Annotated in this window: 20 protein-coding genes and 1 tRNA gene; 11 read left to right on the top strand and 10 right to left on the bottom strand. The window is 70.1% G+C overall.

Annotated features, from left to right (window positions below; all coding sequences use genetic code 11):
• Position 1 precedes the first annotated feature (1 nt).
• Positions 2–1,480 (bottom strand): bifunctional UDP-N-acetylglucosamine diphosphorylase/glucosamine-1-phosphate N-acetyltransferase GlmU, encoded by a 1,479-nt coding sequence (gene glmU / locus RC2_RS03645; RefSeq protein WP_072681057.1) that lies wholly within the window; start codon positions 1,478–1,480, stop codon positions 2–4.
• A 30-nt stretch (positions 1,481–1,510) separates the two neighbouring features.
• A tRNA-Gln gene (locus tag RC2_RS03650) sits at positions 1,511–1,581 on the bottom strand.
• A 100-nt stretch (positions 1,582–1,681) separates the two neighbouring features.
• On the opposite strand from RC2_RS03650, the gene RC2_RS03655 reads away from it, so the two are divergent.
• The 4 genes from RC2_RS03655 (at position 1,682) to RC2_RS03670 (ending at position 8,006) form a co-directional block, all read left to right on the top strand.
• Positions 1,682–2,320 (top strand): TetR/AcrR family transcriptional regulator, encoded by a 639-nt coding sequence (locus tag RC2_RS03655; RefSeq protein WP_068102605.1) that lies wholly within the window; start codon positions 1,682–1,684, stop codon positions 2,318–2,320.
• A 211-nt stretch (positions 2,321–2,531) separates the two neighbouring features.
• Entirely contained in the window at positions 2,532–3,176 is a 645-nt protein-coding gene (locus RC2_RS03660) for a ScbR family autoregulator-binding transcription factor (protein ID WP_072681059.1), read from the top strand.
• 135 nt (positions 3,177–3,311) lie between these two features.
• Entirely contained in the window at positions 3,312–7,043 is a 3,732-nt protein-coding gene (mfd, locus tag RC2_RS03665; protein ID WP_083529658.1) for a transcription-repair coupling factor, read from the top strand.
• Between the two features lie 3 nt (positions 7,044–7,046).
• Positions 7,047–8,006, top strand: coding sequence for a nucleoside triphosphate pyrophosphohydrolase (locus tag RC2_RS03670; RefSeq protein ID WP_072681062.1), 960 nt, complete (start codon positions 7,047–7,049; stop codon positions 8,004–8,006).
• On the opposite strand, the gene efeB is transcribed toward RC2_RS03670, so the two are convergent.
• The 3 genes from efeB to efeU are packed head-to-tail and all read right to left on the bottom strand — an operon-like array spanning position 7,995 to position 11,285.
• A complete protein-coding gene (gene efeB / locus RC2_RS03675) occupies positions 7,995–9,224 on the bottom strand; it encodes an iron uptake transporter deferrochelatase/peroxidase subunit (protein WP_072681064.1) in 1,230 nt (409 codons plus the stop codon). The genes RC2_RS03670 and efeB overlap by 12 nt on opposite strands.
• Positions 9,217–10,362 carry an iron uptake system protein EfeO gene (efeO, locus tag RC2_RS03680; RefSeq protein ID WP_072681065.1) on the bottom strand — a complete coding sequence of 382 codons (1,146 nt, stop codon included), beginning with the start codon at positions 10,360–10,362 and terminating at the stop codon, positions 9,217–9,219. The genes efeB and efeO overlap by 8 nt, the downstream gene beginning before the upstream one ends.
• Positions 10,363–10,397: 35 nt before the next feature.
• A complete protein-coding gene (gene efeU, locus RC2_RS03685; RefSeq protein WP_072681067.1) occupies positions 10,398–11,285 on the bottom strand; it encodes an iron uptake transporter permease EfeU in 888 nt (295 codons plus the stop codon).
• 251 nt (positions 11,286–11,536) lie between these two features.
• On the opposite strand from efeU, the gene RC2_RS03690 reads away from it, so the two are divergent.
• From RC2_RS03690 to RC2_RS03710, 5 genes are all read left to right on the top strand, one after another.
• On the top strand, positions 11,537–12,214 hold the full coding sequence (locus RC2_RS03690) for a lytic transglycosylase domain-containing protein (RefSeq protein ID WP_068152327.1): 678 nt from the start codon (positions 11,537–11,539) through the stop codon (positions 12,212–12,214).
• A 105-nt stretch (positions 12,215–12,319) separates the two neighbouring features.
• Positions 12,320–13,609 carry a phosphopyruvate hydratase gene (gene eno, locus RC2_RS03695; RefSeq protein ID WP_068152319.1) on the top strand — a complete coding sequence of 430 codons (1,290 nt, stop codon included), beginning with the start codon at positions 12,320–12,322 and terminating at the stop codon, positions 13,607–13,609.
• A gap of 119 nt (positions 13,610–13,728) precedes the next feature.
• On the top strand, positions 13,729–14,193 hold the full coding sequence (locus RC2_RS03700; RefSeq protein WP_245810942.1) for an FtsB family cell division protein: 465 nt from the start codon (positions 13,729–13,731) through the stop codon (positions 14,191–14,193).
• 41 nt (positions 14,194–14,234) lie between these two features.
• Positions 14,235–14,750 carry a DUF501 domain-containing protein gene (locus RC2_RS03705; RefSeq protein ID WP_068152321.1) on the top strand — a complete coding sequence of 172 codons (516 nt, stop codon included), beginning with the start codon at positions 14,235–14,237 and terminating at the stop codon, positions 14,748–14,750.
• Positions 14,747–15,700 (top strand): Ppx/GppA phosphatase family protein, encoded by a 954-nt coding sequence (locus RC2_RS03710; protein WP_281250841.1) that lies wholly within the window; start codon positions 14,747–14,749, stop codon positions 15,698–15,700. Before RC2_RS03705 ends, RC2_RS03710 begins: the two co-directional genes overlap by 4 nt.
• A 12-nt stretch (positions 15,701–15,712) precedes the next feature.
• On the opposite strand, the gene RC2_RS03715 is transcribed toward RC2_RS03710, so the two are convergent.
• The 3 genes from RC2_RS03715 to RC2_RS19040 all read right to left on the bottom strand — a co-directional run bounded on the left by RC2_RS03715 (position 15,713) and on the right by RC2_RS19040 (position 17,872).
• Positions 15,713–16,957, bottom strand: a complete 1,245-nt coding sequence (locus RC2_RS03715) for a hypothetical protein (protein ID WP_068152310.1) — start codon at positions 16,955–16,957, stop codon at positions 15,713–15,715.
• A 178-nt stretch (positions 16,958–17,135) separates the two neighbouring features.
• Positions 17,136–17,426: a transcriptional regulator gene (locus RC2_RS03720; protein WP_068152307.1), complete on the bottom strand. Its 291-nt coding sequence runs from the start codon at positions 17,424–17,426 to the stop codon at positions 17,136–17,138.
• Positions 17,423–17,872, bottom strand: coding sequence for a hypothetical protein (locus RC2_RS19040; RefSeq protein WP_068152304.1), 450 nt, complete (start codon positions 17,870–17,872; stop codon positions 17,423–17,425). Before RC2_RS19040 ends, RC2_RS03720 begins: the two co-directional genes overlap by 4 nt.
• Before the next feature lie 112 nt (positions 17,873–17,984).
• Here RC2_RS19040 and RC2_RS03730 point away from each other — a divergent pair, with 112 nt between their 5' ends.
• Entirely contained in the window at positions 17,985–18,815 is an 831-nt protein-coding gene (locus RC2_RS03730) for a sulfurtransferase (protein ID WP_068152302.1), read from the top strand.
• Between the two features lie 61 nt (positions 18,816–18,876).
• Positions 18,877–19,011, top strand: coding sequence for a hypothetical protein (locus tag RC2_RS19275; RefSeq protein WP_281250842.1), 135 nt, complete (start codon positions 18,877–18,879; stop codon positions 19,009–19,011).
• Between the two features lie 7 nt (positions 19,012–19,018).
• Here RC2_RS19275 and RC2_RS03735 read toward each other — a convergent pair whose 3' ends face one another.
• Positions 19,019–20,377 (bottom strand): LLM class flavin-dependent oxidoreductase, encoded by a 1,359-nt coding sequence (locus tag RC2_RS03735; RefSeq protein WP_068152299.1) that lies wholly within the window; start codon positions 20,375–20,377, stop codon positions 19,019–19,021.
• 89 nt (positions 20,378–20,466) lie between these two features.
• Positions 20,467–21,852, bottom strand: coding sequence for a cytochrome P450 (locus RC2_RS03740; RefSeq protein WP_068152296.1), 1,386 nt, complete (start codon positions 21,850–21,852; stop codon positions 20,467–20,469).
• Between the last annotated feature and the right edge of the window lie 90 nt (positions 21,853–21,942).

The following is a 21,942-nucleotide window of genomic DNA, read 5'->3' on the forward strand; positions in this document are numbered from 1 at the left end:
TCTACTCGCCGTCCTTCGATTCGTGCACGTGTGGATCCTCGGTCGAACGGGCGCGTTCGGCGGCCTCGGCCGCCGGCGTTCCCGGACGCTTCTTCTGCACCCAGCCCTCGATGATCCGCTGCGGACCACCGGACACGGCCAGCGCACCTGCGGGTACATCATGGCGTAGCACCGTGCCGGCGCCGGTGTAGGCCCCGTCGCCCACCCGCACCGGGGCGATGAACATCGTGTCCGAACCGGTCCGCACGTGCGATCCGATCTCGGTGCGGGACTTGCCGACGCCGTCGTAGTTCACGAAGACGCTGGAGGCGCCGATGTTCGAGTGCTCGCCGATGGTCGCGTCGCCGACGTAGGTCAGGTGCGGGACCTTCGAGTGAGCGCCGATGGCCGCGTTCTTGGTTTCGACGAACGCCCCCAGCTTGCCGGCGGCGCCCAGTTCGGTCCCCGGTCGCAGGTAGGTGAACGGCCCGACGACGGCGCCCGCTCCGACGGTCGACTCGCTGCCGTGGGTGCGCACCACGCTCGCGCCGGGACCCACCGAGACGTCGGTCAGGGTGGTGTCGGGTCCGACGACGGCGTCCTCGCCGATCTCGGTGGCGCCGTGCAGGTGCGTGCCCGGATGCAGGACGGCGTCGCGCCCGATGGTCACGTCGATGTCGACCCACGTCGACGCCGGATCGATCACGGTGACACCGGCGCGCATGTGCCGGGCCAGGATGTGCTCGTTCAGTGTCCGGGTCACCTCGGCGAGCTGCACGCGGTCGTTGACCCCACGCACCAGGTCGGGATCGGTGAGCTGCGTGCTGAACACCGGCAGCCCGCGGGAGCGGGAGATCTTCAGGACGTCGGTCAGGTACAGCTCGTGCTGAGCGTTGTCGGTGCCGAGGGAGGCCAGCGCCGTCCGGAGTGCGTCGGCGTCGAACGCGTAGACGCCGGAGTTGACCTCGGCGATCCGCAGCTGTTCGGGCGTCGCGTCGGCGTGCTCGACGATCTCGGCGACCCGACCCTCCGCGTCCCGCACGATGCGGCCGTACCCGTTGGCCTCGGCCGGGACGAACGTCAACACCGACACGGCGACGGTCTCGGTGGAGGAGCGATGGTCGTGCAGCAGTGCCCTCAGGGTGTGGGCGTCGAGGAGGGGGACGTCGCCCGCGGTGACGAGCACGGTGCCGGAGAAATCGCGGGGGAGCGAGGCGAGTCCGCACTGCACGGCGTGGCCGGTGCCGTGCTGCTCGTGCTGCACGGCGATGTCGATGGTCCGGCCCAGGGACTCGGCGAGCTCGCCGACCGCGGTGGCGACCTTCTCGCGATCGTGTCCGACGACGGTCACCAGATGATCGGGATCCACGCCGTCCGCGGCGTGCAGGGCGTGGGCGAGCATGGAGCGACCGGCCAGTCGGTGCAGCACCTTGGGTGTCTTCGATCGCATCCGTGTCCCCGCACCTGCGGCGAGCACGACGACGGCGACCTTCGACGACATGAAACTCCTCGGGGATGTTCAGACGGTGAGCTCCGCCGCCAGGACTCGAACCTGAACTATCTGAACCAAAATCAGAGGTGCTGCCATTACACCACGGCGGATCACAGCCTCGGCCGGCGTGCACCGAGCGAGAGGAGTCTCGCACGAAGTGGCCCGACGGGTAAAACCCCGACGCGGCCCGGGTGGTGTATCTGTGAACCCATGACGTCGTCGAACGCCGGGACTCCCGAGCGCGGCCCGCGGGTGCGGATGACCGGGACGCAACGCCGGGCGCAATTGATCGAGATCGGCCGCACGCTGTTCGCCGAACGCGGGTACGAGGCCACCTCGATCGAGGAGATCGCCCAGCGAGCGCAGGTGAGCAAGCCCGTCGTCTACGAACACTTCGGCGGCAAGGAAGGCCTGTACGCCGTCGTCGTCGATCGGGAGATGTCGACGTTGCTGTCGATGATCACCTCGTCGCTGACGGAGAACCGGTCGCGCGTGCGGGTGGAACGGGTCGCGCTGGCGTTGCTCACGTACGTCGAGGATCACACCGACGGTTTCCGCATCCTCGTCCGGGATTCGCCGGTGGCGGCCGCCGAGGGCACGTACTCCTCGCTGCTGAACGACGCCGTGAGCCAGGTGGGTCACATCCTCGCGGGGGATTTCTCCCGCCGTGGCATCGATCCCGACACCGCACCTCTCTACGCCCAGGCCCTCGTGGGCATGGTGTCGATGACGGCGCAGTGGTGGCTCGACGATCGCACCCCGTCGAAGGAGGCAGTGGCCGCCCACATCGTGAACCTGTGCTGGAACGGTCTGACCAATCTGGAGGCGGATCCGCAGTTGGGAGCCTGAACGGGCCGACCGGCGTAAGGCACACGGCGGATCCGAACGCCGAGCACGCTCCGACACGACGGCCGAGACCGGGGGACGAGTGCTCGGGTCCGGTACAGGTGCAGTGGTACCGTTTTCTGGCACCGTTCACAGTTTCGGTGTGCCGACGGGGGCCGAACACGGCGTCCGATCGGACCCACCGTTCGTTGCAGACACTTTCGAGGCGGATCGCATGGTCAGACAGGCACGCGCCGAGATCACCCGGGACACCGTGTTGGCCGGCGCCGCGACGGTGTTCCTGCGCCTCGGATACGCGAACGCCAGTCTCAGCGAGATCATCTCGCAGTCCCAGGTGACCAAGGGTGCGCTCTACTTCCACTTCGGATCCAAGGAAGAGCTGGCCCGCGCGGTCATCGACGAGGGCGTGCGCCGTCTCACGGCGGCCTGCGCGACGCTCGACGACGGCCGGGTGCCGGCCCTCGAAGCCGAGATCGGCGTCTCCTACATCACCGTCGACCTGGCCGTGACCGACCCGATGGTGGCGGCGATGTTCCGGCTCGAGTATCAGATCGGCGACTATCGCGGAACCGGGGAGAACATCCTCGAGACGTGGACCGAGTACCACACCGGACTCGCCCGTCGTGCCCTCGAGGAGGGTGACCTGCTGCCCGATCTCGATGCCGAGACCACCGGAATGCTCTTCCTCGAGGTGATCATCGGGGCCCACATGGTGGCGGTGGCCACCGACAGCACCGACCGCATGTCCAGCCGGATGGAACGGTTGTGGCACTACCTGCTGCCGTCTCTGGTGCCGTCGACCAAGCTCGACTACTTCCGCGAGTTCGCCGCACGCCGGGTGCTGAAGTACGGCAACTGATCGCCGCTGTCTCGAGTACGGCAACCGATCGCCGCTGTCGGGCTGTCGGCAGGGGCTCCTAGAATCGTGGTACCGCCCGACGCAGCACTGCACGCCGCACCGCGTGCTGCGTGCGGCGCGGGCCGCATCTCGTCGATGTCCGTCAGGAGCTCGTTCTTGTCCTCTTCCTCGTCCTCTGCTGCGCTCACCGCTGCGGACACCTCGCCGCCCGTGGCCGACGGTCGGCTGTCCGGACTGGTTCGCCTCGCGCTGTCCGACGAGTCCTTCCGTCGGATCACCGAGCTCGCGGGGCGACCCACAGCCACCGTCGTCGCGCCGACGGCCGCCCGCTCGTTCGTCGCGGCCGCCGTGGCGCACGCCGCGCCGGTGCTCGTGGTCACGGCCACCGGCCGCGAGGCGGACGACCTCACGGCGGAGCTCGGCGAGATGTTCGGCGACGCCGTCGCCCAGTTTCCGTCATGGGAGACGCTGCCGCACGAGCGCCTGTCGCCGGGAGCGGACACGGTCGGCCGCCGCATCGAGGTGCTGCGGCGCCTCGCCCGCCCGCAGGACCCGGACTACGGCGTGCCGTTGCGCGTCGTCGTCACCACCGTGCGGTCGGTCCTGCAGCCGATCGCACGCGGTCTCGGCGAGATCGAGCCGATCGGGCTGCGCGTCGGCACGGAGATCGACTTCGAGGAGTTGCAGACCCGGCTGGTCGAGCTGGCGTACACCCGCGTCGACATGGTGGGCAAGCGCGGCGAGTTCGCGGTCCGCGGCGGCATTCTCGATCTCTTCTCGCCCACGGCGGATCATCCGGTGCGCGTGGAGTTCTGGGGTGACGAGGTCACCGACGTGCGCGCGTTCTCGGTGGCCGACCAACGCTCCATTCCGGACGCTCCGGTCGACTCGGTCATCGCACCGCCGTGCCGCGAGATGATCCTCGACGAGGACGTGCGGCGTCGCGCCGCCCTGCTCGCCGAGAACAACGCGTCCGACGCCGCGCTGGTGGAGATGCTCGACAAGATCTCCGCCGGCATTCCGGTGGAGGGCATGGAGGCGTTGCTGCCCGTGCTGAAGGCGGGCGGACTGGAACTGCTCACCGACGCTCTGCCCGCCGGTGCGCACGTGCTGGTGTGCGACGCGGAGAAGGTCCGGACGCGCGCGACCGATCTGGTGCGGACGGGCCGCGAGTTCCTCGAGGCGTCCTGGACGGCCGCGAGCATCGGCGCCGCGGCGCCGCTCGACACGGAGGCGCTCGACACCAGCGGTCTGCACGGTGACCAGGAGGACGGAGCGCCGGCGACGGGGCTCGACCTGAGCGCGTCGGCGTACCGCTCGCTGCGGCAGGTGCGCGAGTCCGTGGAGGCGACGGGGCGTCCGTGGTGGACGCTCGGCCCGCTGGCGTCGGGGTCGGACGAGGAGATCGTCCTGCCCGTCGACAGCGCACCCGACGTACGCGGGTCGGAGGAGGCCCTGGCTGCGCTGTTCCAGCAGTTCTCGGCCCATCTGGCGACGGGCGGCCGAGTCGCCGTCGTCGTGGCCGGCGCAGGTACGGCGCAGCGCACCGTCGAGCGGCTGCGAGAGGCCGGTGTTCCCGGTACGCACCTCGAGCCCGGGGTGGAGCCGAGTCCGGACACGGTGGCGGTGCTCTGCGGGTCGCTGCAGAGCGGGGTGATCCTGCGTGACGCGGGACTGGTCGTGGTCACCGAGGCCGACCTCACGGGCAATCGGGTGGCCGCGGCGGGCGACGGTCGCCGGCTGCCGGCCAAGCGCCGCAACCAGGTCGATCCGCTGGCGCTGACCGCCGGGGACATGGTGGTGCACGACCAGCACGGCATCGGTCGGTTCGTCGAGATGGTCGAACGCACCGTCGGCGGGGCCCGTCGTGAATACCTCGTGGTGGAGTACGCGCCGTCCAAGCGCGGCCACCCGGGCGACCGGCTGTTCGTCCCCATGGAGTCGCTCGATCAACTCTCCCGCTACGTGGGCGGCGAGATGCCCAGCCTGAGCAAGCTGGGCGGGTCGGACTGGACCAACACCAAACGCAAGGCGCGCAAGGCCGTTCGCGAGATCGCGGGCGAGCTGGTGCAGCTCTACGCCGCCCGCCAGGCGGCACCCGGTCACGCCTACGGTCCGGACACGCCGTGGCAGCAGGAGATGGAGGACGCCTTCGCGTTCACCGAGACCGTCGATCAGATGACGGTCATCGCCGAGGTCAAGGCGGACATGGAGAAGCCGGTGCCGATGGACCGCGTGGTCATCGGCGACGTCGGGTACGGCAAGACGGAGATCGCGGTGCGCGCGGCGTTCAAGGCGGTGCAGGACGGCAAGCAGGTCGCCGTGCTGGTCCCGACGACGCTGCTCGCGCAGCAGCACCTGCAGACGTTCACCGAGCGGATGGCGAACTTCCCCGTCACGGTGCGGGGCCTGTCTCGCTTCACCGACCCGGCGCAGTCCCGCGAGGTCCTCGAGGGGCTGGCGGAGGGCACCGTGGACGTCGTCGTCGGCACGCACCGGTTGTTGCAGACCGGCGTGCGCTGGAAGGACCTCGGCCTGGTGGTGGTGGACGAGGAGCAGCGCTTCGGCGTCGAGCACAAGGAGCACATCAAGGCGCTGCGCACGCACGTCGACGTGCTCACCATGTCGGCGACGCCGATTCCCCGCACGCTCGAGATGAGCATGGCCGGGATCCGCGAGATGTCGACCATCCTCACCCCGCCCGAGGAGCGCCACCCCGTCCTCACCTACGTCGGGGCCTACCAGGACAAGCAGGTGGCCGCGGCCATCCGCCGCGAACTCCTGCGCGACGGCCAGGTGTTCTACGTCCACAACCGGGTCAGCAGCATCGACAAGGCCGCCGCGCGCATTCGGGAGTTGGTGCCGGAGGCGCGTGTGGTGGTCGCGCACGGCCAGATGAACGAGGACACGCTCGAGCAGACCGTGCAGGGGTTCTGGCAGCGGGAGTACGACATCCTGGTGTGCACCACGATCATCGAGACCGGCCTGGACATCTCCAACGCCAACACGTTGATCGTGGAACGGGCCGATGCACTGGGTCTGTCGCAGCTGCATCAGCTCCGCGGCCGAGTGGGGCGCAGCCGGGATCGCGGCTACGCCTATTTCCTCTACCCGCCGGAGAAGCCGCTCACCGAGACGGCGTACGACCGGTTGGCCACCATCTCGCAGAACTCCGACCTCGGTGCCGGTATGGCGGTCGCGATGAAGGACCTCGAGATCCGCGGCGCCGGCAACGTGCTCGGCGCCGAGCAGTCCGGCCACGTCGCGGGCGTCGGGTTCGACCTGTATGTGCGGCTGGTGGGGGAGGCGGTCGAGGCCTACCGCGCGGTGGCCGACGGGCGGCCCGTCACCACCGACGAGGCGCCGAAGGAGATGCGGATCGATCTGCCCGTCGACGCGCATATCCCGCCCGACTACGTCACCAGCGATCGGCTGCGCCTCGAGGCGTACCGGAAGCTCGCGGCGGCGCAGAACGAGGAGGAGATCGGGGCGGTGATCGACGAGCTCACCGACCGATACGGGCCCGTTCCCGACGAGGTCGGACGGCTGGTCGCCGTGGCTCGCCTGCGCATGCTGTGCCGCGAGTACGGCATCGTCGACGTGTCGGTGGCCGGCACGATGGTCAAGATCGCGCCGATGGACCTGCCGGACTCCAAGCAGCTACGGTTGAAACGGCTCTACCCCAGCGCGCAGTACCGCGCCACGACCGGCACGGTGCAGATTCCCATTCCGCGGGTCGCGGGCGGTGGAGTCGGTTCGGCCCGTGTGCGCGACGAGGAATTGCTCCAGTTCGTCGCCGACGCGTTGCTCGCACTCGACGGGCGACCGGCGGGCTCCGTTCGGGTGGAGCAGCCGAGTGGGGTGTGATCGGTGACGGTTCTGCTGCTGGACCCGCTGCGACCCACCCTCGTGCCCGTGCAGGCCATCGCGTTGCTGAACCAGCCCGTGGGGTTCACCGAGGAGGTTCCGGTCTCGGTGCGGTGGCGGTTGGCCGCGCACACGTCCACGACCCCGGACGACCGACCCGAGGTGCTCGTCAGTACCAGCCGCGACAATCCCGACGTGCGCGAGCGCATCGATCGGGGCGAGGACGTCGTCGAGGCCCGTGATCGGCCGTCCGCCGAGCGGCGGCCGGGTGCGCTCGCGGAGGCCGTGGACGTCATGGATCGGCTGCGCACCCTGGGGGGATGGGAGGCGACGCAGACCCACGAGTCCCTGCGCACCTATCTGCTCGAGGAGACCTACGAGCTGCTCGACGCCATCGAGTCGGGCGATGCCGTCGCCGTGCGGGAGGAACTCGGGGACCTGCTGCTGCAGGTGCTGTTCCACGCTCGGATCGCCGCCGACGCCGAGACCGACGCGTTCGACATCGAGGACGTCGCGGCCACGCTGGTGGCCAAGCTGACCCATCGCAGTCCCCATCTGTCCGACACCTCCGGTGCTCCGGTGGACGTCGCGGCGCAGGAACGGGCGTGGGAGGAGCGCAAGGCCGCGGAGAAGGTCCGCGGCTCCTGTCTCGACGGTGTGGCGTTCGGCCAACCGGCGCTCGCGTTGGCGCAGCAGGTAACCACGCGCGCGGTCCGGGCGGGATTACCGACCGAATTGGTTCCCGACGACGTCCTGGCCGTGCGTATCGACGTCTCGCCGGACCACGGCGGCGCCAGTGCCGAGGACGGGTTGCGCCGTCGGGTCACGGCGTTCGCCGCCGACGTGCGCGCCGCCGAGCGCGCCGCCGCGATGGACGGCCTTCGGCCCACGGACCTGGACGTTCCGGCGTGGACCAAGTACTGGCCCGGTGACGTCCCCGGTCACGGCGTGTCAGGCGAGTAGCGAGGCACCCCAGAAATCGTCGTCGCGGCCCTCCGCGACACCGGGTAGGCAGGCGTACACACCGGACGCGACGTGCGAGATGTACTCGTTCAGCGCATCGTGGCGTGCCAACGCCTGTTGCATGGGGACGAACTGCGCGCCGGGGTCGGCGCAGAAGGCCACGAAGAACAGCCCGGCGTCGAGATGCCCGAAGCCGTCGGTGCCGTCGGTGAAGTTGTATCCCCGGCGGAGGATGCGGATCCCGCCCAGTGCGTCGGCCGAGGCGAGCCGAACGTGCGCGTCGCGGTCGATCGTGGTGGACGAGAGGTCGACGGGATCGAACTCGTCGGCGGACCCGAGCGGGGCGCCGGTGCCCTTGCTGCGGCCGATCACGCGTTCCTGCTCGCCGAGGACGGACCGATCCCACGGCTCGATGCGCATGCGGATGCGCCGCGCGACGAGGTAGCTGCCGCCGTCCATGCCGTCGCCCGATCGTGCCCACACGTGCTGCTCGACGGCGGCAGTGTCCTCGGCCTTGATGTTGTTGGTCCCGTCCTTGAAGCCGAACAGGTTCCGTGGGGTCGTCTGGGTGGTCGACGTCGACGACGTGCGTCCGAACCCGAGCTGCGACCACCGCACCGAGGCCGTGCCGAAGGCGACACGCGCGAGGTTGCGGACCGCGTGCACGGCCACCTGCGGATCGTCGGCGCAGGCCTGGATCACCAGGTCACCGCCGCTGCGCGCCGGATCCAGCGCGTCGCCCGGGAAGCGCGGAAGCTCCTGCAGCGCCGCTGGTCTGCGGTCGGCGAGGCCGAGCTTGTCGAACAGGCTCGGTCCGAACCCGATGGTCAGCGTCAGGTGCGCCGCGGCGAGACCGTGGGCTTCGCCGGTGTCGCCCGGCGGGGAGTACGGACCGTCGCCGACGACGCCGCCGGGCTCGGCTTCGGCACCGAGGGTCAGCCGTTCGGCCATCCGTGTCCAGGTGCGCAGCAGGTCGAGCAGGTCCGCGCGCGAGGTGGTGGTGACGTCGAAGGCCGTCATGTGCATCCGATCCTGGGCGGGGGTGACGATGCCGGCCTGATGCGCGCCGCGGAACGGCACGACGCTGTCGGACGCGGCGATCGTCCCGGTGGCCGCCGGGTCCGGGGCCGTCCCGCGTCCCACGGCGATGCCCGCCCCGACGGCGACGGCTCCCAGCCCGGCGCCGGCGAGGACGGAGCGTCGGGACAGCTCAGGCACCGGCGACGACTCCCTGCACCCGGCTCACCGACGCCGACAGCGCGTCGATCTTCTGCGAGAGCTGTTGACGTTGCGGCTCGGTGACGGTGTCGTACGCGACGAACGCCTCGCCCGTGCGGTACCGGGCCAGTTCGGCGTCGAGGTCGGCGAAGCGCGCCGCGATGGTGTCGGCGAGGTCGGCGTCCTTCGCGCGCAGGATGGGGTCGAGGGCCGCGACGGCCGCCTGCGACCCGTCGACGTTGGCCTGGAAGTCGTAGAGGTCGGTGTGCGAGTACACGTCCTCCTCACCGGTGATCTTGGTCTGGGCGACCTCGTCGAGGAGGCCCTGGGCGCCGCCGGCGACGGTGACCGGGTCGAGGACGAAGTCGTCCGAGTCGACGCCGCGCACGAGTTCGTCGACGTCGGACCGCAGCTGCTCGGCGATCTCGGCCGTGTCGGGCTGGAGGCCCTGTGCCCAGAGGTCCTTCTCGAGGCGGTGGAAGCCGGTCCACCGATCGCCTGGCTCGACGTCGGGCTCGCGGAGATCGATGCGCGGGTCGAGGTCGTCGGGGAAGCTCTCGGCGACGGGCTCGATGCGTTCGTAGTAGGTCCGCACCAGCGGGTACTGCGCCTTGGCGGCCTCGACGTCACCGGCGACGACGGCGTCGACGAACCCGCCCGCCGTGTCCCGCAGCGCGGTGGTCTGGGCACGCACGTAGCGCAGGTAGCCGTCGGCGGCCTCGGCGAGTGCGCTGTCGTCGTCGCGGGTCACGGCGTCTCCGGTGACGACGAAGTCGCTGCGAATGCCGTCGCCCACCATGCCGGGCTTGCACGCGGTGCGGTACGTCCCCGGCTCGGGGAGGGACACCACGAGCTGCCGGGACAGGCCGGGGCCGATGTTCTCGACCTCGCCCATGACCCGGTCGCCCTCGCCGTAGACGTAGAACTCGGTGACCGTGGATCCGCTGTTGGTGATGCGGAAGGTGGACGGGCCGGTGGTGGCCTCCGAGCGTGCGACGGTGCACGCGGAGTCGGTGGCCTCGACGGCGATCTCACCGTCGGCGGAGGTGTCCGTGGGCGTCTTGGCGGTGCATCCGGCGATCACGACGGGCAGGGCGAGACAGACCGCGAGGGCGGTCCGTCGACGGGCGGCGTGCATGGGTGCCTTTCGGGCGGGTGCGGGTGGGGGAGCGGTCAGGACGCGACGGGCGCGGGCGAGCCCGACGGGGCCGTGGGTACGGGTGTCGGTCGGAGGAAGAGGGTCAGGACGACGACGAGGTAGGTCGCCCACGCGGCGAGTTGGAGCACCGTCGGATCGGGACGCAGGTTGAGGACGCCGGCGACGAGGGTGCCGTACCAGCTGCTCGCGTCCCACCAGGAGCCGAGGTCGAAGGCCACCGCGTCGCCACCGGGCACGATGCCGCCGATCTGCAGCGCGCGGACGCCGTAGCCGAGGATGCCGGCGGCGACGGCGATCAGCGCGACTCCGGTCCAGCGGAAGAACCGGGCGAGGTCGATGCGGATGGCACCGGCGTAGAGCGCGACCGTGAGGGCTGCAGCGATCGCGATGCCGACGAGGAGTCCGACGAGCGGCCAGGGGCTGCCCGCCGCGTTCTCGGCGTACCCGACCATGAGCAGGGCGGTCTCGATGCCCTCTCGTCCGACGGCCAGGAAGGACAGCGACACGAGCGCGGCGGGGCCGAGGTCGAGGGCGCGGGCGAGCCCGCTGCGCAGCGTGCCGGAGATCGTCGCAGCGGCGCGGCGCATCCAGAGGACCATGGTGGTGACGATGGCGACCGCGACGAGCGACGCGACGCCGGCGACGATCTCGGCCGTCAGGCCGGTCACGGTCGACGTCCCCCAGTGGATGACGGCGAACACGCCGATGACCATGGCGACGGCGGCGATCACTCCGGTCCAGACCCAGCGCAGGGCGTCGCGACGGTTCGACTTGACCAGGAACGCCACGAGAATCGTCACGACGATGCCGGTCTCGAGGCCTTCGCGGAGGCCGATGAGGGCGCTGCCGGTGATCTGCGTGGCGACGCCGGGTGTCGACGCGGCGGCGAGGACGACGGACACGGGCGACTCCCGGTGGATCGGCGGTGGATGATCGGAGGTTGATCGGAGGTAAGGCAAACCTTGTTCGAGCGAGGAAGCTACACGGTCGCATCCGTCGAAAACAGCCCTGGACCTGGTTTTTTGCTTCTCTTTAGGGTCCTATTACCTTTGCTCGGGATGATGGGACCGTGCCCGCATCCCGCCGCTGTGACCGACTCCGTCCTCGCCGACCGAGGGCTGCGCTCGTCGCGGTCGTGACGGGCGCGCTGGTGATGACGGCCTGCGGGGCGACCACCGGACCGCGCATCGAGATTCCCGAGGGTGTCCCGCCCGCACCCGGTGTTCCCGTGCCGGCGATCGACGTCGACGGGCCCGGCCGCACCGCGGACCTGCTGGCCGAATGGGCCGGCCCGATCGCCGACGCGACGGGGGTCGGGCGGACGGCGATCGAGGCCTACGGCCACGCCGCCGCCGTCCTGGCGCGTTCGGTCCCGGGGTGTGGACTGGCGTGGACCACGCTCGCGGGGATCGGGTACGTCGAGTCCCGGCACGGCACCTTCCGCGGATCGAGCGTCGGTCCCGACTCGGTGGTGTCCCCGCCCATCCGCGGCGTCCCGCTGGACGGCACCGGCGGGAACGCGGAGATCCGCGACACGGACGGCGGCGAACTCGACGGCGACCCCGTCCTGGACCGGGCGATGGGTCCGATGCAGTTCATTCCGGAGACGTGGCGCAAGTGGGGGGTCGACGCCAACGGCGACGGCCGGGCCGACCCCGACACCCTCGACGACGCGGCGTTGTCCGCCGGGCGCTACCTCTGCGCCTCGGGCGGCGAGCTGACCACGCCCGAGGGGTGGCAGCGTGCGCTGCTGGCCTACAACCGATCCGGGGCCTACGCGAGGGACGTGCGCGACGCGGCGGCGGCGTACTCGGTCGGGACGTCCCCCTAGCGGGGTCGACGACCCTGCGCGTCGGGCGTCGGACGGGACGACGTGGCGGCTAGTCTGTCTGCGAACCGTGTCAGGTCCGCCCATCGCTTTGCTAGGAGTTCAGTCGTGGCCATCATCGAACAGGTCGGAGCTCGCGAGATTCTCGACTCCCGTGGCAACCCCACGGTCGAGGTCGAGGTCGCGCTCGACGACGGCACGCTCACCCGCGCCGCCGTCCCGTCCGGTGCGTCCACCGGCGAGCACGAGGCCGTCGAGCTGCGTGACGGCGGCGACCGGTACGGCGGCAAGGGTGTGCAGAAGGCCGTGAACGCGGTGCTCGACGACATCGCACCGGCCGTCATCGGTCTCGACGCCATCGAGCAGCGCGCCGTCGACCAGGCTCTGCTGGACCTGGACGGCACCCCCGACAAGTCCCGGCTGGGTGCCAACGCGCTGCTCGGCGTCTCGCTCGCCGTCGCCAAGGGTGCCGCCGAGTCCGCCGGGCTCGAGCTCTTCCGCTACCTCGGTGGACCGAACGCCCACGTCCTGCCGGTGCCGATGATGAACATCATCAACGGTGGCGCGCACGCCGACAGTGGCGTCGACGTCCAGGAGTTCATGATCGCGCCCATCGGTGCGCCCACCTTCAAGGAGTCGCTGCGGTGGGGCGCCGAGGTCTACCACGCCCTGAAGTCGGTGCTGAAGAGCAAGGGGCTCTCGACGGGTCTGGGTGACGAGGGCGGCTTCGCGCCCGACCTCGCCGGCACCACGGCGGCGCTCGACCTGATCGCCGAGGCCATCGGCAAGACGGGCCTGACGCTGGGCTCCGACATCGCGCTGGCGCTCGACGTCGCGGCCACCGAGTTCTACACCGCCGGAACGGGATATGCCTTCGAGGGCACCACCCGCTCGTCGGAGGAGATGTCCGCGTTCTACGCCGGGCTGCTCGATCAGTACCCGCTGGTGTCCATCGAGGATCCGCTGGACGAGAACGACTGGGACGGCTGGGTCGCCCTCACCGACACCATCGGCGAGCGCGTGCAGCTGGTGGGCGACGACCTGTTCGTCACCAATCCCGAGCGTCTCGAGGAGGGCATCGTCAAGGGTGCCGCCAACGCACTGCTGGTGAAGGTCAACCAGATCGGCACCCTCACCGAGACCCTCGACGCCGTCGACCTCGCGCACCGCAGCGGCTACCGCACGATGATGAGCCACCGCAGCGGCGAGACCGAGGACACCACCATCGCCGACCTCGCGGTCGCGGTGGGCAGCGGACAGATCAAGACCGGCGCGCCCGCCCGCAGCGAGCGCGTCGCCAAGTACAACCAGCTCCTGCGCATCGAGGAAGCGCTCGGCGACGCCGCCCGCTACGCCGGGGACCTGGCGTTCCCGCGTCTCGACTTCGCCAAGGACTGATCGCGGTGACGTCCGACCGGAACGGGAACCGTCCCGCGGCGCGGCCCGAGGGCCGATCGTCGCGGCGCGGCGAGCGTCCCGGTCGGTCCACCCGACGGCGTGGTTCGGGTGCCCGAGGTGTGGCCGGGCTGGTCGACGACGTCCTCACCGACGGCGCCGCCCTGGTGGGCCGTCGCGGTCGACGGGGACGCGGTGACGGGGGCGGCGAACGCACGTTCCTCGGCCTCTCGACCGGCAAGGCCGTGATTCTCGCCGTGGTGGTGTGTGCACTGGCGCTGACCCTCGCGTATCCGCTGCGCACGTACGTCTCGCAGCGATCGGATGCGGCCGACGTCGCGGCCGAGCGGGTGGTCCTCGAAGAGCGAGTGCGCGACCTGCAGATTCGCAAGGACCAGAGCGACGACCCCGCGTACATCACCGCCCAGGCGCGAGAGCGGCTCGGTTTCGTGATGCCCGGCGAGACGCCGTACCAGGTGCAGTTGCCCGGGGCGCGGGCACGATCCGACATCGCGAACGACCCGCCGCCGCCTCCTCCCGGCCCGTGGTACAGCGAGTTGTGGTCGACCGCGACCGTGCCTCGCTGACACCGCCGACCGACCAACCGATCGAAGGAAGTTCTGTCGTCATGACCGACGTGTCGCCCGAGGACCTGGCGGTGGTCGCCGAGCAACTGGGCCGTGAACCACGTGGTGTGCTCGCCATCGCCTATCGCACCCCGGACGGTCGACCGGCCGTCGTGACGACGGCGCCGACGTTGCCGGACGGCACGCCGTTCCCCACGCTGTACTACCTGACGGACCCGCGACTCACCGCCGAGGCGTCCCGGCAGGAGTCCGCCGGGGTGATGCGGGAGATGACCGACCGGCTCGGCACCGACCCCGAGCTCGCGGCCGGGTATCGCCGTGCCCACGAGTCGTACCTGGCCGAGCGTGACGCCATCGCCTCGCTCGGCACCACGTTCACCGGGGGCGGCATGCCCGACCGGGTCAAGTGCCTCCACGTACTCATGGCTCACTCGCTGGCGAAGGGGCCGGGTGTGAACCCGCTCGGCGACGAGTCCGTGGCGCTCGCCGCCGAGGGTCCGCTGCGGGGGACCGCGCTGCCGTCGGACTGGCCCACGATCGAGGATCTCCGCTCGTGAGGGTCGCGGCGATCGACTGCGGCACCAATTCGATCCGCCTCCTGGTGGCCGATGTCGAGGCCGGCGGTGCCGGGCTGCGTGACCTGTCGCGGGAGATGCGCGTCGTCCGTCTCGGTCAGGGTGTCGACGCCACGGGCGCATTCGTCCCGGAGGCGATCGACCGCACGCGGGTGGCGCTGGCCGAGTACGTCGACATCATCGGTGGACTCGGCGGGGTCGACGCGGTGCGCATGGTGGCGACGTCCGCCACCCGTGACGCGGCGAATCGAGACCTGTTCTTCGACATGACGTCTCGACTCTTGGAGCCGGTGGCCGCCGGCGCCGTCGCCGAGGTGGTGACGGGTGACGAGGAAGCCCGCTTGTCCTTCGCCGGTGCCGTCGGCGACCTCGATCCGGCGGACGGCCCGTTCCTCGTGGTCGACCTCGGCGGCGGTTCGACCGAACTCGTCCTCGGGGACGGGTCGGGGGTGAGCGCGGCGCACTCGGCCGACATCGGGTGCGTGCGACTGACCGAGCGATGCCTGGCGTCGGACCCACCCACCGCGGCCGAGATCGGTGCGGCGCGGGAGTTCGTCGCCGAGCGTCTGGCACCGGCCTTCGCGGCCGTGCCGGTCGCACAGGCGCGGACCTGGGTCGGTGTGGCCGGCACGATGACCACCATCGCGGCCGTCGCGCAGGATCTCCCGGAGTACGACCCCGACCGAATTCATCTGTCTCGCATCGGCTTCGATGCGCTGCACGACGTATGCGGCCGTCTGGTGGGCATGACGCGGGAGCGCCGTGCGGCCATCGGGTCGATGCATCCGGGACGGGTCGACGTGATCGGCGGTGGGTCGCTGGTCACTGCCGCCCTGGCGGACCACATCGGTGCGGAGTCGGGAATCGATTCGCTGGTGGTCAGCGAGCACGACATTCTCGACGGGATCGCCCTGTCGCTCGCGGTGAGTTAGACGGGCGCGCCGTCAGGTCGACGGCGGTCCGGCTGCGAGCGACTCGCCGTGTGCGGTGCCGTGCCGCGCCCAATGAACGACGTTCCGACGCCAGTGTCCCAGAATGCCGCTGGCGATCTGTCGCAGGAAACGCGCCGTCACCAGTGCATTGCGGACGCGCCCGCGGTGCAGTGCGAAGTCCAGCGCGTGCGCGATCTCGGAGTCGCCCGCTCCGCGCGCTCGGAGATCCTCGAGGTTCTCGGTGGCGTAGATCCGTCCACCGTCGCCGCCGGCCGTGAGGTACATGCGCCGCACTTCCCGCGGGTCGATGTGGTGCGGGAGGGTGTCGCATCGGTCGAGGGCCGACAGGATGTCGAGGCCGATCATCGTGCGGAGGCACTTCTCGCATCGTCCGCAGTTGTAGTCGGTCGACAGATTCCACCAGCACACCCGCAGATGGGCCATGGCCGGGGCGGACTCGGCGAGCAGGGCCAACTTCTGGAGCCGACGGTCCGTGCCGTCGTGCACGATGTCGACGTCCGAGCTCGACCACAGCGGGTCGAGCTCGGGGTGAGTGCCGTAGGGAACGAGTCGGCTGTCGTCCTTCGATGCCGGAATGTAGACGCGGTGAACGTGCGGTGCGAGGACGAGCGCGATGTGTGCCAGAAACGCTCCGTGCGCCCGGTGCTGCCAATTCGGTCCGAGCTTGTGATGCAGCTTCCGGATGTTGGTGCGGACCAGGATCAATTCCTTGCCGAGATCGCGTGCGGCCATGGCGGTTCGGCGCACCGTCTCGTCCCACAACTCGGTGTTGTCGAGACTGATGTCCAGTCCGTGCACCAGGACGACATGGGTGATCTCGTCGATGTTGCGGAGCGTCGAGTAGAAGGAGTCGACGCCACCGGAGAAGAAGCAGGCGACCCCGCGGTTCTCGGGCGGTGGCAGGCCGACCCGACGGCGAACGCCGACGTGAGTCCCGCCGTGGGCATCGGGATACCACGCCGTCAGCAGGTCCAGAGCGCGGCCGGCGCCGTCCAGCGCCTCGCCGTCCACCTCGGTGTCGGCGGGCCACTGCGTGTCGACGTCGTGGTCGGACATCGTGACCGTCAGCGTGGGGAGCCACGGGGTCGCGGTGACGTCGATCGGTACGTTGCTCTCGGTCCAGACGTCCACCGATCGCGATCCCAGTTCGACGGTGAGTTCGGTCCGTCGAGGCGTGGCGCGGACGTTGCGAACCGTGAGCCGTTGTGTCTTGTTGTTGATGTGCTTGCGCGCCACGAGATCCTCGACGAAGTGGGTGATGGGTTCGGAAGTCCGACGTCGTCGGGAACCCGATGTCCCGGTACCGACCGAGGAGTACGGTAACAGAGGTCGGGGGTCGACCCATGACACACCGGCGAACGTGCCCGCGGATCGGCCCGCGGATCAGGCCGGCATGCGGGCGGCGACGGTCGAGTCAGCTTCCGACGATGCGTCGAAGCTCGGCCACGTGCGCGTCGTAGGCGGATTTGCCCTCCGGCGTCATCGAAGCGCTGGTGCGGACGCGGGAGTTGCTGGTGGCCTTGCGGATTCGGATGTGGCCGGCGTCCTCGAGCGTCTTGAGATGCTTGCTCAGCACCGACTCGCTCACGTCGAGATGACCGCGCAGGGTGGCGAACTCCATCGCGGTCACCGGCGCGAGCAGAGCGCAGATCTGGAGCCGGAGCGGTGCGTGGATGACGGGATCGAACGCGGGGGTCGCCGTCACGCCGACTCCCGCAGTTCCTGCTCGTAGGCCGCGTCCCAGCGGAAGCCGAGCCAGGTCATGGTCGGCACGGCGATCACGGCGAGGACCAGGCTCGCGCCGTGGAGGTGCAGTGCCCATTCCGCGGCGAGGGATGCCGCGAACCCGCCGCCGCCGATCGCGCCGGCCGTGACCGAGTAGCGGCGTGCGGGGCGATGGTCGAGTCCGTTGATCCACATGCCCTTCGATCGCTTGTACCAGGTCATCAGACCCCACAGGATCAGGAAGAACGCCACGTAGACCACCGCGACCACCCAGAAGCTGTTCCAGAACGGGGAGGCGATCAGAACGCCGGCCGTCAGCGCCAGGATCAGGTGGTAGCCGCGTGGCGCCGCTGCCTGCTCGGCCAGCTTGTCGCGCTGGGCCTGTACCGCGGCGAGGGCGTCGGCGGGGGAGAAGTCGTCACTCATCGTGCCTCCTCGGTGTCGAACCGTGTCTTTCCGATACGGAAAGTGAACCACTGACTTTCCGACTTGGCAAGTGAACGGTTGCGGCCGCCCTGCGCGCCCTAGGCTCGGGTCCATGACCGATATCCTCGTGAGCGTGTCCGAGCTGGCGTCCTCGCTCGAACGGAACCCACCCGTCCTGCTCGACGTCCGCTGGGCTCTCGGACGGACCGACGGCCGCGAGCGCTACCGCGAGCAGCACATCCCCACCGCGGTGTACGTCGACCTACCCACCGAACTCTCGGGACCGGGTCTGCCCACCGATGGTCGGCACCCCCTTCCCGACATCGCCGACCTGCAGGCGTCGGCGCGTCGCTGGGGCATCGGCACGGACACTCCCGTCGTGGTCTACGACGCCACCGGTAATCAGGCCGCGGCGCGCGCGTGGTGGTTGCTGCGGTGGGCCGGGCACGACGACGTACGCCTGCTCGACGGGGGACTGACCGCCTGGCAGGACGCCGGCCTTCCCGTGCGCTCGGGCGACGAGTCCCCCCGAGCGGAGGGCGATGTCGTCCTGCGCGGCGGCTCGATGCCGACCGTGACCGCCGACGACGCGGCCGAGTTCTCCGGCACCCTGCTCGACGCGCGGGCGGGGGAGCGGTACCGGGGTGAGGTCGAGCCGATGGACCCGCGTGCGGGCCACATTCCGGGCGCAGTCAGCGCCCCGACCGCGGAGAACGTGGGCCCGGACGGGCGGTTCCGATCTCGGGCGGAGCTACGAGACCGATTCACGAGCCTGGGCATTCGGCCCGGCGACAGCGTCGGGGTGTACTGCGGGTCGGGGGTCACGGCGGCGCACGAGGTGGCCGCGCTCGCCCTCGCCGGGATCGACGCCGCACTCTTCCCCGGCTCCTGGTCGGCGTGGTCGTCGGATCCGAACCGCCCGGTGGCCACAGGACCGGAGTGAGGTTCGGACCGGTCCCGGTGGGGCATGCCCATGCGGTACCCCACCCCATCAGGAGGCTCCGATGACCATGCCCAGTGACGCTGCCGACGCCGTCCCGTCGAGCGGGAGCAACGACGGCCCGCGGGACTCGTCGCACGAGGACGAGCGGGGCGCCGTCGTCGACGAGCAGAACGTGCCGCACCCCGACGCCGACTGACTCTCCGTCAGGCCGGAGCCGCCACTGCCCGAGGCGTGGGGGTCAGGCTCGCGGCGGGGAGCCCGAGGTGCTCGCGCAGCGTGGTGCCGGTGTACTCGGTGCGGAACAGTCCGCGTCGACGCAGCTCCGGCACCACCTGATCGACGAAATCGTCGAACGTGCCGGGCGCCTGCGCGGCCGACAGGATGTAGCCGTCCGCCTCGCCGCCCCGGAAGCCCTCCTCGATGAGATCGGCTATGTCGGAGGCGGTTCCGACGAACTGCGGTAGCAACACCCCCTGCGCGTAGAGCTTGCCGACGTCCCGCAGGGTCAGCGAGTCCCGATCGCTCAGACGCCGCGCGAGATCGAACAGGCCTTGACTGCCCGGAACGACGACGTCGGTGACCGGGGCATCGAGGTCGTACTGCGAGAAGTCGTGATCGGTGTGCACCGAGAGGGTGATCAGGCCGGAGATGGGATCGGCCAGGTCGTTGTGGAAGGCCTGCTTCTCCCGGGCGATCGACTCGGTCTCGCCGACGAACGGAACGAACGACGGGAAGATCTTCAGGTGGTCGGGGTTACGGCCGAGGTTCGAGGCGCGGGACTTCACGTCGTCGTAGTACGCCCGTCGTCCCTCGGGAGTCGGGTCGATCTCGAAGATCGCATCCGCCCACCGTGCCGCGAAATCTTTTCCGGTGGAGGACGATCCGGCCTGGAAGATCACCGGCCTGCTCTGCGGTGAGTGCGGCACCGTCAGCGGACCGCGGCTCCGGAAGAACCGCCCGGCGTGGTCGACGGTGTGCACCTTGCTCGGGTCCGCGAAGACACCGGCGCCCTTGTTCTGCACCAGCGCGTCACGATCCCAGCTGCCCCACAGGTCGTAGGCGAGCTCGAGGAACTCGTGCGCACGGTCGTAGCGCTGATCGTGCGGAAGGTGATCGAGCTGCCCGAAGTTCTGTGCTTCGGCCTGGTTCAGGGACGTGACCACGTTCCACCCCGCCCGGCCCCGCGACAGATGGTCGAGCGTCGCGAAGATACGGGCCACTTCGTAGGGGTGGAAGTACGTGGTGGACTTGGTGATAGCGAGTCCGATGCGCTCGGTCACCGAGGCGAGCGTGGCCGCCACCAACGACGGGTCGATGGTCGCCGACGCCTGGGTGCCGCTGCGGAGCGGAACAGCGATGTCGTCGCCGTAGCGGACGGGCGTCGCCAACAGGTCGGCGAAGAAGAGGAAGTCGAAGGTTCCGCGCTCGAGGGTGCGGGCGACGCGGGTGTAGTAGTCCGGGCCGAGGTAGTCGGTTTCCGACGCCGGGTGGCGCCACGCGGCATGAGAATGCGTGACGTGGGAGGCGATGAGGAAGCCGGCGAGGTGCAGTTCGCGGGACACGGATTCTCCTGACGGAAGGGGACGGGCTCCCGTGCAGACTTCTCGACGCCGGTCGACGTGTCAGCGGTTGTACTCGCCGTGAGTTCCATTCACCGCCCGCGTGGGGAGACCTGTACCTCGAACCCCTTCGGCATCAACGTGAGGCGCTCTTCCACGCGCAGTCGGTAGTTCGGGTCGGGTCGCACGTCCACGTTCTGCAACACGGTGCCGAGGACGATCATGGCCTCGTGCAGCGCGAACTGACGGCCGATGCAGGCGCGCTCACCGGTGCCGAAGGGCTTGTACGCCTGCGCGGGGCGGCTGCGCACCGCCGCGGAGAGGAAGCGGTCCGGATCGAACTCGTCGGTGTTCGCACCCCACACCGGATCTCGATGCAGTCCGGGGATGAGCACCATGGCCCACTCGCCTCGACGCATGCGATACCCGTCACCGATCACGGTGTCCGTCAGCGCTTCTCGCGCGTAGCCGGGCGCCGTCGGCCACAGCCGCAGAGCCTCGTCCAGGATACGGCGAACCAACCGCGCCTTGGCGACGCGCTCGAACGTCGGGGGTTCGTCGCCCCACACCTCGTCGATCTCCGCGCGCGCCCGCTCCCACAGCTCCGGATCGCGCGAGAGGTAGTACAGCGCGAACGACAGGGCACCCGAGGTGGTTTCGTGTCCGGCGATGAGAAACGTCAGTATCTGGTGCCGGATGTTGACCTCGTCGAGGGCATTGGGGTCCGCGTCGCGCGCGGCCGTCAGCATGATGTCCAGGAGGTCGTTCTCCGCGCCGACGCCGTGGTCTCGCCGGGTTCGGACGATGTCGTCGATGACGTCGGCCAGGTAGGCCTTGTCCTGCTCGTTGCGGCGGTCGCGGTCACGGAACCACAGGTCGCTCAGCACGGGGACCGTGATCACCGCCCGGCGCTGATTGTGCGTCAGCGTTCGCACCATGGCACCGACGAAGGGGTGCCGTTCGGTGCGGGTGAACGAATCGAAGGAGTAGCTGAAGGCCGTACGCCCGATGGTCTCGAGGGTCAGCTTGGTCATGTCCGCGGAGACGTCGACGTGATCACGGGTTCGCCAGTACGACATCAGTTCTCCGGCCACCTCGACCATCGTGTCGTGGTAGGTCCGCATCGCTGCTTGCGTGAAGGCCGGTCGCAGCAGATCGTGCGCCTTGCGCCAGTTCGGCTCGTCCGAGTACGCGGTGAAGAGACCGTCGCCGCCGATCGACCGCAGGCCCGCCACCGCCGGGGCGAGGTGCTTGGTGAAGCGCCTCTCGTCGTTCAGGTCGGTCACCAGGTCGACCCCGCTGACGACGACGAACCGATTGCCGAGGACCACCCGCTCGAAAATGGGTCCGAGCTCGCGGGCGAGTCGGATGGAGTCCTGCACGGGCGTCGCGACGTGGACGCCGAGGACGTCACCGAGCACCGGCAGGCGGCGCGGCGGGTGCGGGAGCGAGACGTCGGGAGCGAGGGTGGTGGCCACGGCGCGGACCCCTTCGGGGAGGCTTGTTGAAGGTTCGTTCAACAAGCGACGCTACTCACCGGGTGCGCACTGTCAAGGGTTGTCCGGAGC

The sequence above is a fragment of the Rhodococcoides corynebacterioides NBRC 14404 genome, assembly GCF_001894765.1.
GTDB lineage: Bacteria > Actinomycetota > Actinomycetes > Mycobacteriales > Mycobacteriaceae > Rhodococcoides > Rhodococcoides corynebacterioides.

What these genes read in the sequence shown, in the direction of transcription:
- glmU (WP_072681057.1), bottom strand. Translation starts at nt 1,480, where the DNA reads ATGTCGTCGAAGGTCGCCGTCGTCGTGCTCGCCGCAGGTGCGGGGACA.
- efeO (WP_072681065.1), bottom strand. Translation starts at nt 10,362, where the DNA reads ATGCACGCCGCCCGTCGACGGACCGCCCTCGCGGTCTGTCTCGCCCTG.
- RC2_RS03660 (WP_072681059.1), top strand. Translation starts at nt 2,532, where the DNA reads ATGGTCAGACAGGCACGCGCCGAGATCACCCGGGACACCGTGTTGGCC.
- RC2_RS19275 (WP_281250842.1), top strand. Translation starts at nt 18,877, where the DNA reads ATGACCATGCCCAGTGACGCTGCCGACGCCGTCCCGTCGAGCGGGAGC.
- RC2_RS19040 (WP_068152304.1), bottom strand. Translation starts at nt 17,872, where the DNA reads ATGAGTGACGACTTCTCCCCCGCCGACGCCCTCGCCGCGGTACAGGCC.
- RC2_RS03730 (WP_068152302.1), top strand. Translation starts at nt 17,985, where the DNA reads ATGACCGATATCCTCGTGAGCGTGTCCGAGCTGGCGTCCTCGCTCGAA.
- RC2_RS03705 (WP_068152321.1), top strand. Translation starts at nt 14,235, where the DNA reads ATGACCGACGTGTCGCCCGAGGACCTGGCGGTGGTCGCCGAGCAACTG.
- RC2_RS03655 (WP_068102605.1), top strand. Translation starts at nt 1,682, where the DNA reads ATGACGTCGTCGAACGCCGGGACTCCCGAGCGCGGCCCGCGGGTGCGG.
- RC2_RS03690 (WP_068152327.1), top strand. Translation starts at nt 11,537, where the DNA reads ATGACGGCCTGCGGGGCGACCACCGGACCGCGCATCGAGATTCCCGAG.
- mfd (WP_083529658.1), top strand. Translation starts at nt 3,312, where the DNA reads ATGTCCGTCAGGAGCTCGTTCTTGTCCTCTTCCTCGTCCTCTGCTGCG.